Raw genomic sequence first — 16,819 nt, forward strand, 5'->3', positions numbered from 1 at the left:
GCGGCCTCACCAATCCCGGCAAGGCCCAGCGCATAAGATGATGCCACACCTGCCCCTGCAAGCTGGCTAGAGCGGCGCATGAAGGCGCGGCGTGAAAGTTCATTTCCTTTGCCAATATACATGATGCTGCCCTTATTTCTGGATGAGGTAGTCGTTCGACGCCATGATCAGCAGGATCGCGAGATGGATCCGGCTGAGCTTGGTTTCGTCATCGCTGGTGGCAGTGACCGTGATTTCGTCGAGTACGGGAAGGATCAATGAGCGCGTGTTGTCGCTCAACTGACCCGCTGTCAGCAGCAGGTCGAGCCGATCCAGCAGAGCTGTGCTGTCATCAGCAACCGCGAGCTCATCAGTGTATTGCGGCTGGATATCGCGTGACCAGAACACCGAACCATCGATCACCCGCTCCATCTGATTGACGTAACCAGCGACTGAGGTCTCATTGACCAGTTGAAATTCTGGTGCGAGCAAATTTCGCTCGGCAGCCTGCGATCCTGCCGGAACATAGCCGGGGCGGAAGAAGTTAAACACCGACGGTGATCTCAAAGGTGACTGGCCGATCCGATTGACTGTGTCGGACGTGTTGCTCACCTCGTAATTGCCTGAAACCGACTGTGCCCCAAAGGTGCGGGCCCACTGTGCATAGCGCAGCATAGGCTCGCGCAACTTGCCGAAGTTGGCATTGGTGATGTTGGTGTTGGAAAGTGCTTCATCGTCGAGCAAGATCGCTTTGAACACAGCGCGAAGATCACCGCGTGTGCCGTTGCCATTGTCATTGAAGACGGAAGCCACCCGATCGACATAGGCTGGCGAGGGATTGCTGGTCACCAAACGCTGAATCATTTGCTTGCCGAAAAATGGTCCGACATTGGGATGATTGAACAGGGTGTCGAGCGCAATGCGCAGCGATTCCTCTGCCCCCGTATTGGGCGCGATCGTAATACCGAGGAAGGCTTTCTCAGCGTCGGAATGAAACGACTCGTTCCTTGGAAAGCGCCATTTTGATGGGTCGGCTGTCATTGGCTGACGGGTGTAATCCGGATCGGGAATATCGAACCCACCGCCCTGCGCATCAGGCGTAAGGCCAATCCCGGTGTAATCGTAGTCGTAGCCTGTAAAAACTTTCGAGATGCCGGTGACGTCTTCGTTTGTGTACGTCTCAATCGGTTCGCCGCCGCTGGTGCGAACGGTGCCGTCGTTATTGAGCTCAAACAGGCCAATCGTGAACAATTGCATGATTTCACGACCGAAGTTTTCATCCGGGACGCGGCCAGAATTGGGGTCAGCTTTGCGGTTGCCGAGCGTGTTGAGGAAAATTCCCATCGACGGGTTGAGCGTGACTTCTTCGAGCAGATTGCGAAAATTGCCAAACGCGTTGCGGTTGAGAATGTCCCAATATTCGCCGATTGCGAGCGCACGCCAAGTGTTGTTGATGCTGTTTAGAGAGACAACAAAAAACTCAGACATCGCTAAGGCAGCGCGTTTGCGAACGCTGCTGCCCCCTTGCAACAATTGAGCCCAGAGCATGTTATCGCCAATGGTCGAGTTGAAATAGTACCGCTCAGTGGTGACTTGATCATATCCGCGGTCGGCGAAGAACTGTCGGGCGGTTTGATCATTGCTACGGTTCATCTGGCTGTCCAGCCAAGGCTCAAAGCCATCGGAACGCAGCGCTGAAATCTCTGCAGTGGAGGCCGAGAGGGAGGCTTGAAGCAGAAAGCGTGATGCCTCATCGTCTGTCTGCGGAGTGACAACAGCAACAGGCGGAGGGGTGTCCCCGCCCGTTGGGGGAGCGCCGCCAGCGGTTGAGCCGCCTCCACCGCTGCCACCGCCGCCGCCACACGCAGCCGTCGCAACAGCAAGTGCAGATACCGCCGTGCCTTTAGATATTGCGGGGATTGGGCTGGCTTCGTCTGCCTCAGGCATTGGCGGGCTGGCTATCTCCGCTTCTGGGCGCACCGGCACCTCAAGCAGCTCATCACTCATACTGGAATCCCTCCCAAGGTACCGCCGAAATGGCGGGTAATGTTGCAACTGGACAGATCGCTATCACCAGCGATGAAACCAGTTCCTAATTATAAAGGCTAACGCGGTTTTCATGACTTCAGATGCTAGGCTTTACGCAAGATGTCCGAACAGGCCGTAACTTGTCACTAGGCCAAAGGTTCGCCTCATCGCGCTTGCTGCACCACACGGCTTATCAAGAGAGGTGTGCGGTAAGCATCTGGCAAGAAATGAGTTTTTTGTCGGCGCGACACGTTTGTGAGGTGTTTTGACCAACCTGAGACTAACGCAATCTGGCGTGCGATGAGCCGAGTTTTGGTGCGGCCTGCTGGTTTTTGCGTGAGTTATACGCTGGCAGTCCTGCCATGCGAACGGCCCGCCTCGCTCGCCGTAACGTTAGTGTGGCTGACCGAAGTTTGAAAAATAGCCAGAATGCCGGGCTAACTATAAACTAACTGTCTGCGTTGTACTTGGTTGCGTTAAGATTTTCGTAATCAGATTGGCCCGGCTTAACGCAATTTTACAACTTCTCACCCCTGTTTGCTGGTGCCAAAGTTGTTTCAGTATGATACTGTTTTTTTTATAAAGTAACAACTGCTTTGCGATGTTTCTCTTGAATTTAAGGGTGAAATTGCGAATATGGGGTCAGGTCGCGCATGACAAAAAAACAGGCTGCAAGTCGTCACATTCTGGCGCTTGAACCACGGATGATGTTCGATGGTGCGGGGGTGGTGACGGCTATCACTGCCGACATTGGTCTGATGGCTGTCGCTCCCGGCGGATATGCTTTTAACGAGGCGAGCGTTGCGCCTGTCAATCTCGACATACGCAGCGACGTCTCCTCAAGGGCTGGCGATTCCTCAAGGGCTGGCGATTCCTCAAGGGCTGGCGATGTCTCTGGCTCAAACCTCACGGCTCAGCCAGTAGGGTTCTTGTCCGGTGGTCGGTCCGAAATTGGGGCTGAGTTGCATCCGCAAATTGAAGTCGATGATGGGGCGCGCGAAGGCGGCGCACAGCGCGCCCTTATTGATGCGATGCGCGATGACCAGGCGACTGCCATGTTTGGCATGGAGCGTGCGCTGGCAGATGGTTTTTTTGCAGAACCATTTGAAGAAGCGAATACGGACACCGCTAGCGAAACTCCCAATGATTTCATTTTTATCAACACTGATGTCGAAAACTATGAGCAGCTAGCGGAGATCTGGGAGGGGCGCGGCACAATCGTGTTCATCGACAGTAACAGCGACGGTGTCGATCAGGTGCTCGCTGCGCTGGCTGGCGTAAGCGATATTGGTGCAATCCACATAGTCAGTCACGGCGAGGACGGTCTGTTCTGGTTGGGTGACACTCTGATTGATAATGAGTCGCTCAATGGCGAACTGGCCTCGGCCTTTGCATCGATTGGTTCGAAGCTGTCAGCCGATGGCGACATCCTTATTTATGGCTGTGACGTCGGTGACGATGCAGAAGGTCAGGCCCTGCTTAGTAGTCTCGCGGCCATCACAGGCGCGGATATTGCGGCGTCGATTGACGATACAGGCAGCATTTCTCGCGGTGGTGACTGGACACTCGAAAACCGCCTTGGCGTGGTTGAAACCGCGTCGCTTGTGGCTCGCGAATGGGATGGTTTGCTGGCGCCGACCAATATTTCTGCTCCGGCAGATTCGCTTACGGTGCGCGACAACAACGGGAATATAATAGCGCAAGGGGCGACGGGTTTTGCTTTTGTCGGTCGGTTCTCGAATCCTGTCCCGGAAGGTGGAACAGCCACTTGGGCAAATGTGGGAACGCTAAACGGTCAGTCAATTAGCATCCGGGCTACAGTGGTCGACTTGGGTAACGGCGATGCGGTCAGGTTTGAGCGCCCTGGGGTGCTTAGCGATGACCCGACGTTGTTGCTCGACGCAGGTGGTCCAACGACCGAAAATGCCACCGTGGTGATCCAATGGGATGTATTTTTTACGGCGACAGGTGCGCCAGCTGAGATCGATGTTTCATATACGGTTGCTGATATTGATGGGGTTGGTAACCAGCCGCGCAGCCGCGAATTTGTGACGGTTGATACAGATACCCTCTCCTCGTTCGAGGCTGCCAACGGATCGCGTGTTCTGTTTGATACAACGGTGTCGGGAGAGGTGACTGCTTCAGGTTCGGCGAATGAGGGGGGCGGGGTACCATCGGCTGCGCGCTTCAACTGGCTGGATACCAGCAGTTTCACCATCACTTACAATCTTGTTCCAACCGCAGCTGGCCTTGCTGGCTTTAGCCACGACGGTGATCTTGATTTTGATCTTGGCAATGGCGGAACCACGGTTTCAATTCCGCGGCTTGATCTGGATGGCAATGATAGTGCGGCCAGCGGATCAGCTTACACAAACACTTACGTTGAAAATGGCGCGGGCGTGTCAATTGTCGACAATGACGTTGATGTGCAGAACCCGAATGGATCAGTGCGCGGCGCAACCGTCACTTTGACCAATGCGGAAGCTGGTGATGAGTTGCTCGTCAATGGTTCCAATGCGGCTTCTGGATCTTTGGGCGGCGGGCTCAGCTACACTCGCACTGCTACTGAGATCATCATTACCGGAAATGGCAGCGCTAACTCCTATGAAAACGCGTTGCAGGCGATAACATTCCTGACGGCGGGGGAGCGTCCGGTCGAAACGCCTCGCACAATTGATATCAGTTTTGAAAACGCTTCATTGAGCTCGAATGTGGCCACGGCAACGATCAACGTTGTAGAGGTCAATGATCCGCCGACTGCGGTCAATGACACGCAGATAACGACCGATGAGGACACCCCGGTCAACAATATCAACGTGCTAGGCAATGATAGCGATGGCGATGGCGATCCACTGACCGTGATCAGCGCCAATGCCGGCAATGGCAGCGTGACGATTAACCCTGATGGTACGCTGAACTATACGCCGAATGCGGAGTTTAGCGGAACGGATACCATCACTTACACGATCAGTGATGGTCGCGGCGGAACGTCCACCGCGACCGTTCCGATTGTGATCGATCCGGTCAATGACAATCCGACCACCAATGGCAATCTGCCGCCGCAAACCAACATTGATGCGCAGCAGGGTATCTTCGTCAATGCGGCCAGTGGTTTCAGTGATGTTGAAGATCCCAATGGATTGACTTTCAGTGCAACCGGCCTGCTGTACTGGGCTCTCGATTGATCCCAATACCGGATTTATTACGGGCAATATTGATAACTCTGCGAGCCAGGGCGGCTCTGGCGGGGTGTATAATGTCGCCGTGACTGCTACCGATTCCGGCGGTCTGACAGCGACTCAGAACTTTAGCTGGACCGTCACCAACCCAGCACCTCAGGCCAATAATGACGGTGGTTCCACCCTAGAAGATACGCCAGTTACTTTTGACGTATTGGCCAATGATCAAGACCCCGATGGCGACGATATCAGCGTCGCCTCGGCTAGCGCGCCGAACGGCAGCGTGGTCATCAATGCAGACGGTACGATTACATATACGCCGAATGCCAATTTCAGCGGCCCCGAGACGATCACCTATACCATCAGTGATGGAGAGGGTGGCACAAGCACGGCCACCGTCAGCCTGTTTGTGAATGCGCAGAATGATGATCCGGTCGCTGTTGGTTCGTTGCCGCCGCAAGTGAACGATGATGCTGATGCCGGCATTAGTGTGGATACTTCGGGCGGTTTTGATGACGTCGACAGCGCCAATCTGACCTATTCGGCAACTGGCCTTCCGCCGGGGCTTAGCATCAACGCCGCGACCGGTGAGATTGCCGGCACGATTGACAACTCGGCGAGCCAAGGCGGCACGGCTGGCGTTTACAATGTTACCGTCTCCGCGACGGACAATATGGGCGGAACACCAGCCACCCAAAGCTTCAGCTGGACGGTTAGCAATCCTGCGCCGATGGCAGCCAATGATACGGCCACCACCGACGAAGACACGCCGGTCGACATCCTGGTTCTGGCCAATGACAATGATCCCGATGGCGATGATCTTAGCGTTGTTTCGGGCAGCGCGCCGAATGGCACGGTTGTGGTCAACGCAGACGGCACGATCACTTACACGCCGAATGCGGATTTCAACGGCACGGACACCATCACCTATACGATTAGCGATGGCGAAGGCGGCACCTCGCAGGCGACCGTCACGGTCACTGTGGGTGCGGTCAATGATCCGCCTGTTCCTGTTGGAACATTGCCAGCGCAGACCAATCTCGACGCGGATGGCGGGATCTCTGTGGCGACCGCTGGCGGCTTTGTTGACAGCGATGATGCCACTCTCGTCTACAGCGCGGCTGGCCTGCCACCAGGTCTGTCGATTGATAGCGCCACGGGCGAGATCACCGGCACGATAGATAATTCTGCGAGCGTTGGCGGCACCGGCGGTGTTTACAATGTCACCGTTACCGCGACCGATCCATTGGGTGAAAGCGCGGATCAGGACTTCACGTGGACGGTCACCAACCCTGCGCCCGTTGCAGTGGATGATACCGCCAGCACCACTGAAGATACGCCAGTTCTGATCGATGTCTTGCCGAACGACAGCGATCCTGATGGTGATGTGCTCACTGTAATCTCGGCGTTTTCGTCTGTCGGGCAGGCCACGCTGGTCGGCAATCAGATCAACTTTATTCCACCTGCCAATTTCAACGGTACGGCGACCATCACCTATACCATCAGCGATGGCGAAGGCGGTACGTCAGAGGCGACCGTTACGGTCACGGTTGATCCGGTCAATGACGATCCAGATTCGATGCCGATCCCGCCAGTTGACGTTGTTGATGGTGAGGTGGTTTCTGTCCCTGTTGCGGGCGCATTCAGCGACGTTGACGGCGACACGCTGACCTTTAGTGCGGCTGATCTGCCGCCGGGCCTGACGATTGACCCTGATACAGGTGTTATCTCTGGTACGATCACGCCGGATGCCAGCCAGACCAATGGCGGCGTTTACACCGCGACCATCACTGTTGACGATGGTATGGGCGGCACCACCACCGAGACGATCACGTTCAATGTAGCGAACCCTCCCCCAGAGGCGATGAACGACAACGCCACGACCGATGAGGATGTGCCGGTCACCATCGATGTGCTGGGCAATGATAATGATCCGGACGGCGATCCGTTAACGGTGACATCGGCCGATGCGCAAAACGGCACCACGGTGATCAACCCCGATGGCACGGTCACCTACACACCAAATCCGGGCTTCAATGGCACGGACACGATCACCTACGAGATTTCGGACGGCAATGGCGGCACGTCGATTGCGACCGTCACAATTGTGGTCAACGACATTAACGATACGCCAATGGTCAGTGGCTCGATCGGTGATCAGAGCAATCTTGATGCACAAGACATCAATCTGCCAGTCGCGGGCGCGTTCAGCGATCCAGACGGCGATGCGCTGAGCTTTACGGCCACCGGCCTGCCTGCGGGTCTGACGATTGATCCCGATACGGGCGTGATTTCTGGCACGATTGATAACAGTGCGAGCCAGGTCAATGGCGGCAGCTACAGCGTCACGGTGACTGCCGATGATGGACGTGGTGGTACCATCTCACAGAGCTTCACCTGGGACGTTGCAAACCCTGCGCCGATAGCGGCGAATGATGCAGTAACGACCGACGAAGATACGCCGGTCAATGTCGATGTGCTTGCCAATGATGTCGATCCCGACGGTGATGATCTAACGGTGACAGAGGCCGAGGCGGGCAATGGCACGGTCACGATCAATCCCGATGGCACTTTGGTCTACACGCCCAACCCAGATTTCAATGGTACAGACACAATTGTCTACACCATTGACGATGGCGAAGGCGGCGTCTCAACGGCCAGCGTTGATGTAACCGTCACTCCTGTCAATGATGGGCCGACGACTGTCGGACTGCCCAATCAAAGCGGCGAAGACAGCCAGACTGTATCCATCCCAACGGCAAGCGCGTTTAACGACGTTGATGGCGATGTCCTGACATTTAGTGCGGATGGCTTGCCACCGGCACTGTCGATCGATCCGGATACTGGCGTGATCTCTGGCACCTTGGCCTCGGACAGCTCGCAAAATGGCCCGTTCGTGGTGACTGTGACCGCGACCGATCCGTCGGGTGAAGAGGTCAGCACGACCTTCATCTACTCGATCCAAAACGTTCCACCTATCGCGCAAAATGACACTGCGACCACCCCGGAAGATACGCCGGTAACTGTGGCGGTTCTAGCCAATGACAGCGATCCGGATGGTGATGCGCTGACCATTACCAGCGCGAGCTCTGATAATGGCACGGTTGTCGTCAACTCAGATGGCACGGTTACATTCACGCCAGACCCCGATTTCAACGGTGAGGCGAATGTTACCTACACCGTCAGCGATGGCCAAGGCGGGGTTGCGACTGCAACACTGACCGTCACGGTTACGGCTGAGAACGACGCCCCTGTTGCAGTTGATATCCCTGACGTCACCAATGAAGACAATCAATCGGTTTCCATTGCAACCGAGAGTTTCTTTAGCGACGTCGATGGCGACGATCTGACGATCACAGCCGCAGGCTTGCCTCCGGGCCTTTCGATCGATCCAGCGACTGGCATCATCTCCGGTACGCTCGACATTGATGCGAGCCAGGGCAGCCCATACACGGTCACTTTGACCGCAGATGACGGCAATGGCGGCACAGTGTCGCAAGACTTCGTCTGGACGGTCACCAACCCGGCGCCAACTGCCGTCAATGACAATGCGAGCGTTGATGAGGACAGCAGCGTCAATGTCGATGTGCTCGGTAATGACAATGATCCAGACGGCGATCCGCTAACCGTTACCAGCGCGACTGCGCCCAATGGCACCGTCGTGATCGAGGCCGATGGCACGCTGACTTACACGCCAAACCCTGATTTCAACGGCGAAGACACGATCACTTACACGATTGATGATGGCAATGGCGGCACCTCAACCGCCGCGGTTGTTGTCACCGTCAATCCGGTGAATGATGATCCGGTGGCCGTGGACGATGCGGTCACAACCGATGAAGACACGCCGGTCACCATCGGCGTGCTGGGCAATGATAGTGATGTTGATGGCGATGATCTGACCGTCACCAGTGCGACATCGCCCGATGGGACGGTTACGATCAATCCAGACGGAACGCTGGAATTCACCCCTGACCCGAATTTCAATGGTACGACCACAATTTCTTACGAGATTTCGGACGGCAATGGCGGCACGGCCACCGCGACTGTCACCGTTACTGTCAATCCGATCAACGATCCGCCGGTTGCCAATCCCGATGCGGCCACCACAGACGAGGACACTCCGGTCAATGTGCCGCTGATCGGCAATGACACCGATGCCGATGGTGACGCGCTGACTGTGACAGCTGCAACAGCGGCGAACGGTACGGTTGTGATCAACCCGGATGGCAGCGTCGACTACACGCCCAACCCCGATTTTAACGGCACTGATACAATCACTTACACGATCAGTGATGGCAATGGCGGGTTCTCAACCTCAACCGCCACGATAACGGTGAACCCGGTCAATGATGATCCAGTGGCGGCTCCTATCGCGCCACAAACCAATGATGACAGCACTCCTGTCATGCTCGATGTCAGCGGTAATTTCTCCGATGTTGATGGCGATGATCTAACGTTCAGCGCCACCGGTCTGCCGCCTGGCCTCAGCATTGATGCCGACGGCAATATCACTGGCACGCTTGATCCAGACGCCTCGCAAGGCGGCCCAGCAGGCGACGGTGTCTACGAAGTGACCGTGACGGCCGATGATGGCAATGGTGGTACGGTCGACACTACCTTCACCTGGACGGTAAACAACCCGCCGCCAGAGGCCGTGGATGACACCGCGACAACCGATGAAGACACGCCGGTCAACATCCCAATTCTCGCCAATGATAGCGATCCGGACGGCGATCCGCTGACGGTAACGGCGGCGGATGCTGCCAATGGCACGGTTGTGATCGAGGCTGATGGCACAGTTACTTACACGCCGAACCCCGATTTTAACGGCACCGATACAATCACCTACACAATCAGTGATGGTAATGGCGGAACCTCCACTGCGACCGTGACTGTCACGGTTGATCCAGTGAACGACGATCCGGTTGTTACGCCGATTGCACCGCAAGACAACATTGACAGCGCGGATGTATCGCTGCCGACGGCGGGCAATTTCAGCGATGTCGATGGGGACACGCTCACCTTCAGCGCTAGCGGTCTGCCAGCGGGCCTCTCGATCGATCCCGATACGGGCGAGATCACCGGAACGATTGATGCGGATGCCAGCCAAGGCGGCCCGGCGGGTGACGGTATCTATTCCGTCACTGTGACGGCTGACGATGGCAATGGCGGCACGGTCGAGACGACCTTTGCCTGGACCGTCACCAACCCGCCACCAGAGGCGGTGGATGACGCGGCGACGACTGATGAAGACACTCCGGTCAACATTCCGGTACTGGCGAATGACAATGACCCAGACGGTGATCCGCTGACGGTCACTTCGGCCACTGCGCCAAACGGTACGGTTGTGATCGAGGCTGATGGAACGGTCACTTATACGCCGAATGCGGACTTCAACGGCACCGATACGATCACCTACACCATCAGTGATGGCAATGGCGGCACTTCGACCGCGACGGTCACGGTAACAGTCGATCCGGTGAATGATGATCCGGTCGTTGACACGCCGCTCGCCAACCTCGCCAATATCGACAGCGCGACTGTGAATGTTCCGGTTGCGGGCAACTTCAGCGATGTCGATGGCGATATGCTGACCTTTACGGCGGTAGGCCTGCCTCCAGGTCTCAGCATTGATGCGGCCGGTAATATCACCGGCACGATTGATCCATCTGCCTCGCAAGGTGGGCCAGCGGGTGATGGCATTTATACCGTCACCGTTACGGCGGACGATGGCAATGGCGGCACTATCACCAGCAGCTTTGCCTGGACCGTAACCAATCCTCCGCCAGTGGCCGTGGATGACGCAGTAAACACGCCAGAGGACACGCCGGTCAATATCGACGTGCTCGCCAACGATAACGATCCCGATGGCGATGCGCTGACGGTGACATCGGCAATCGCGCCAAACGGTACGGTCGTGATCGAAGCCGATGGCACGGTCACTTATACGCCAAACGAGGACTTCAACGGCACCGATACGATCACCTACACCATCAGTGATGGGGAGGGCGGCACGACGACTGCAACAGTCACCGTCACGGTTGATCCAGTGAATGATGATCCGGTGGCTGATCCGCAGCTGACCAATCAGACTGATGATGATGCCGATGTCATCTCGCTCGATGTGTCTGGCAATTTCTCCGACGTTGATGGTGATACGCTCACCTTCACCGCCACCGGCCTGCCAGGCGGGTTATCGATTGACGCCAATGGTTTGATCACCGGTACGTTGGATGCGGACGCATCGCAGGGCGGACCGGCAAGTAATGGCCTCTACACCGTCACCGTCACCGCCGATGATGGCGCTGGCGGCACGACGACCTCGACCTTCGTGTGGACCGTTAACAATCCGCCGCCAGTCGCGGCGCCTGATACGGCAAGCACGACTGAGGATACCCCAGTCAATGTTGCGGTTCTGGCGAATGACAATGATCCGGACGGCGATACGCTGACCGTGACCGAGGCGAATGCCGCCAATGGCAGCGTTCTGATCAATGCCGATGGCACGATCACCTACACGCCGGATGCGAATTTCAATGGTACTGACACGGTGATCTACACGATCAGCGATGGTGAGGGTGGAACCTCAACCTCCACCGTGACGATCACAGTTGGCGCGGTGAACGACGACCCAGTAACTGTTGGTTTGCCAGACCTGACCGATGGCAATAACGAGGCGATAAACGTGCCTCTTGCCCCGGCGTTTAACGATGCGGAAGGCGACACGCTCACCTTCTCGGCTATGGGCCTGCCAGATGGTCTGTCAATTGATCCGGCCACGGGTGCAGTTACCGGCACCACCACTGGCACAGCCTCGAGTGGCGGACCATTGGGTGATGGTGTCTACACCGTCACGATCACCGCCGATGATGGCAATGGTGGAAGCGTCAGCACGACCTTCACCTGGACGATCAACAATGAGCCACCAACGGCCGTCAACGACAGCTTCGTCGGTACGGAAGACACCCCGCAGGTGCTTGACGTGCTGGCCAATGACAATGATCCTGATGCCGATCCGATGACTCCGATCGTCGTGATCGATGCACAGGCGACCAATGGCACCGCTGTAGTCAATGCAGATGGCACGATAACCTTTACGCCGGACCCCGATTTCAATGGCACGGCGACCGTTACCTATACGATTGAAGATGCGAACGGCGATCCAGCGACCGCGATTGCGACCATCGTTATCGCACCAGAAAATGACGCACCTGCTGCGACACCGCTGCCCGATCGCGGCGATGAAGACGGCGATGCTGTTTCAGTCGACGCAGGCGCCCTGTTCTCTGATATTGAAGGCGATACGCTGACATTCAGCGCGACGGATCTGCCAGCAGGCCTGACGATCGATTCTGCCACTGGCGTTATCAGCGGGACGATTGATCCCGATGCCAGCCAGGTGAACAATGGTATCTATCAGACGACCATTACCGCCGATGATGGTAATGGTGGCACGACCGATGTGACCTTTGTCTGGACCGTTACCAACCCAGGTCCGACAGCCGTGGATGATACCGCATCAACCACGGAAGACACGCCGATCCCTGCGATTGACGTGCTCGGCAATGATAATGACCCGGATGGCGACACGCTGACCGTGGTTTCTGCCAGTGCGCCAAACGGCACGGTTGTGATCAACGCTGATGGTACGTTGGCCTATACGCCGGATCCCGACTTTAATGGCACCGATACGATCACCTATCAGATCACTGATGGTCAGGGCGGCACGTCCACAGCCATCGTCACAGTGACGGTTGGCGCGGATAATGATGATCCAACCGCGCCGCCTCTGCCCGCGATCATCAATGATGACGCCGATGTCATTGCTTTGGATCTCTCGCCAGGTTTTGCAGATGTCGATGGTGATCCGCTGACCTTTACGGCGACTGGCCTGCCTCCAGGCCTCAGCATCGATGCAGCGGGCAATGTCACAGGCACCATTGATCCGGACGCTTCGCAAGGCGGGCCGAACGGCGATGGTATTTACGAAGTCACTGTGACCGCTGATGATGGCAATGGTGGCACCGTGGATGTCACCTTCACCTGGACTGTTGGCAACCCAGCGCCGCTCGCGGCGGATGACACAGCGACAACCGACGAAGATACGCCGGTCAACATTCCAGTGCTGGGCAATGACAATGACCCAGACGGTGATCCGCTGACTGTCACTCAGGCTAGTGCGCCCAATGGCACGGTTGTGATCGAAGCTGATGGCACGGTCACCTACACGCCAAACGAAGATTTCAACGGCACGGACACGATCACTTACGAGATTTCGGATGGCAATGGCGGTACGTCGACCGCGATGGTCACCGTTACGGTCAATCCGATCAACGATGATCCGGATGTGACACCGCTCGCCCCGCGCGAGAATGTCGATAGCGCAGTTGTAAGCGTGCCGACCGCTGGCAATTTCAACGATGTCGATGGCGATACTCTGACATTTGCAGCGACAGGCCTGCCCACCGGGCTCACGATTGATCCGGCCACAGGCGTTATTTCTGGCACGATTGATCCATCTGCCTCGATTGGTGGGCCGAATGGTGATGGCGTCTACGAAGTCACCGTGACAGCCGATGATGGCAATGACGGCACCACGCCCACCACCTTTAACTGGACGGTGACCAATCCAGTGCCAGTTGCGGTGAACGACACCGCGACCACCACGGAAGATACGCTGACCAATATCGATGTGCTGGGCAATGACAGCGATCCTGATGGCGATCCACTGACTGTGGTTACTGCCTCTGCGGCGAATGGTACGGTCACGATCCTGCCTGATGGCACGATTGATTACACGCCGAACCCGGATTTCAACGGTACGGATACGATCTCTTACACGATCAGCGACGGCAATGGCGGCACGGCTTCGGCTCTCGTCACCGTAACGGTTGATCCAGAGAATGATCCGCCAGTGGCCGTTAACGACACCGCCACCACCGATGAAGACACGCCGGTCACAATCCCGTTGCTGGGCAATGACACCGACGTGGACGGCGATGATCTGACTGTGACGGATGCTACCGCGCCAAACGGCACGGTTACGATCAACCCAGATGGCACGGTGACTTACACGCCGGATCCTGATTTCAACGGGACCGACACGATCACCTACACCATTGATGATGGCAATGGCGGCACCGACACGGCAACAATCACCGTTGTTGTTGCGCCGGTCAATGACGCGCCGATCGCGGCGCCTGACACCGCGGATACGGATGAGGACACGCCTGTCACCATCCCGGTCCTCGCCAATGACAGTGATGTTGATGGCGATCCGCTGACGGTTACTGATGCGACCTCGCCCGATGGCACGGTCACTATCAATCCGGATGGCACCATCACTTTCGTGCCGAATCCTGACTTCAACGGGCTTACCACCATCACCTATACCATTGATGATGGTATGGGCGGCACCGCAACCTCGACTGTCACGGTCAATGTTGCGCCGGTCAACGATCCGCCTGTTGCAGAGGATGACACAGCCACAACCGAGGAAGATACGCCGGTCACCGTGCCTGTGCTCACCAATGATAGTGACGTTGATGGCGATCCGCTGACCATTACGGAGGCAACCGCGCCAAACGGTACGGTTGTGATCAACCCGGATGGCACGGTCACCTACACGCCGAACCCGAACTTCAACGGCACCGATGTGATCACTTACACCGTGTCTGATGGCAACGGCGGCTTTGACACGGCGACGCTGACGATCACGGTTGATCCGGTGAACGATGTGCCGGTGGCCGAAGACGACACGGCAAGCGGAACTGAGGACGAGCCGCTCACGATCCCTGTACTCGCCAATGACAGCGATGCAGATGGCGATCCGCTGACGGTGACGGCGGCGACCTCGCCAGATGGCACGGTCACGATCAATCCGGATGGCACCATCACCTTCGTGCCGAACCCTGACTTCAACGGGCCGACTACCATCACCTATACCATTGATGATGGCATGGGCGGCACGGCAACGGCGACGGTCACAGTTGATATTGTCGCAGTGAACGATCCACCTGTGGGTGAGCCGGATACGGCAGTCACGGATGAAGACACGCCTGTTACCATTCCGGTGCTAGCCAACGATAATGACCCGGATGGCGATCCGTTGACGGTAGTCTCGGCCAATGCGCCCAATGGCACGGTCACGATCAATCCAGATGGCACGGTTACTTACACGCCAAACCCGAACTTCAACGGGACCGATACGATCACCTATCAGGTGAGCGATGGCATGGGCGGGTTTGACACGGTGACGGCAACCGTCACGGTCAATCCAGTCAATGATCCGCCGGTTGCGGCCAATGACGTGACCAGCGTGGACGAGGACAGTGAAGTCACCATTCCAGTGTTGGTCAATGACACCGATGCTGATGGTGATCCGCTGACCGTAACGAGTGCAACCGCAACCAATGGTACGGTCACGATCAATCCGGACGGCACGATCACCTATGTGCCGAACCCGGATTTCTTCGGCCAGGATACGATCACGTACACCATCACCGATGGCAATGGTGGCACATCTACGGCGACCGTCGCGGTTGAGGTGATAAACACCAACGAGCCGCCGGTTGATGAACCTGAGGACGTGACCGTGATCAGCGGCACCGACACGATTATCAACGTGCTAGATAATGCCACCGATCCAGAGGGCGATCCGCTGGAAGTGGTAATTGCACTCGTCGACGTTGGCGAGGTGGTGATCAACCCAGACGGCACGCTCACATATTCTGCGCCGCCTGATTTCTTCGGCGAAGTGACGATCCGCTACTTCATCTCTGATGGTCAGGGCGGCTTTGTAGAGAGTTTCGCAACGATCACTGTGGTTGAGGCTGCGGCTGATATCGGCTTCCTGATCGGCAATGAGCCTGCACCAGGTATTCCTAATGCTTATCCGGTTGACCGTGTGCTGGATCAAAGTGACGCCTTTATCACGACACCGCTAATCATCCTCGATACGGTCAATGATTTCCGCTCGCTTGGCGGCATGGGCACGCTCAACGTCGATCAGCCATTGCTGAGCGCCGTGAACGGTCTGCGCTCCTTGAACGGTATTGGCGGATTTGATGCCAATGGCAGTCCGATTGACGATGTGGTTGGTTATATCGATCATATCCGCGATCTGCGCTTTGGTGTGGACCGTCTGTTTGATCCACGCTTTGGCGACTTCCTGCCAGAGATGCTGACCGGCTTCTCCGTGCGGCAGCTCGATACGGGCAGCGATCAAGTCATGATTGAGAGCATTTCGCGCGACCGTGTGGTCTATGTCGAAATGCGCGACATTGGCGCGGACGATGCCCCTCGGATTACCGAATATCAGCTGGTGACGCGCGATGGTGCGCCGTTGCCTGATTGGATCCGGATGGATGCTCGCGGTTTGGCGATCATTGAACGTCCGGTTGATGCAGAGACGATCAGGCTGATTGTTCGCGCAATCCGGGCGGATGGAGAAGTGATTGAGATCCCTGTTGTTATTCAGGGCGCAACCGGTGAAATACAACTCGACGAGGCGATTGCAGAAGCGGTGGCCAAGGCTGAAACACTTGATACGATGATGGCACGCGCCAGTGGCGAAGCCGATGACGAAGCAAGCAAACTGCTTGCAGCTTTTAGTTGAAAATAGAACGGAT

Annotated in this window: 3 protein-coding genes; 2 read left to right on the plus strand and 1 reads right to left on the minus strand. The window is 56.7% G+C overall.

The annotated features are described in order from the left end of the window. Positions 1-132: 132 nt before the first annotated feature. On the minus strand, positions 133-1,986 hold the full coding sequence (locus AC0V6Z_RS08475) for a DUF1800 domain-containing protein (protein WP_472638093.1): 1,854 nt from the start codon (positions 1,984-1,986) through the stop codon (positions 133-135). Between the two features lie 674 nt (positions 1,987-2,660). Here AC0V6Z_RS08475 and AC0V6Z_RS08480 point away from each other — a divergent pair. Beyond that, a complete protein-coding gene (locus AC0V6Z_RS08480) occupies positions 2,661-5,192 on the plus strand; it encodes a DUF4347 domain-containing protein (protein ID WP_472638094.1) in 2,532 nt (843 codons plus the stop codon). Continuing rightward, complete coding sequence (locus AC0V6Z_RS08485) at positions 5,158-16,806, plus strand: Ig-like domain-containing protein (RefSeq protein WP_472638095.1); 11,649 nt, start codon at positions 5,158-5,160, stop codon at positions 16,804-16,806. Before AC0V6Z_RS08480 ends, AC0V6Z_RS08485 begins: the two co-directional genes overlap by 35 nt. The last annotated feature ends 13 nt before the right edge of the window (positions 16,807-16,819 follow it).

The organism is Erythrobacter sp. SN6-5 (assembly GCF_057364945.1).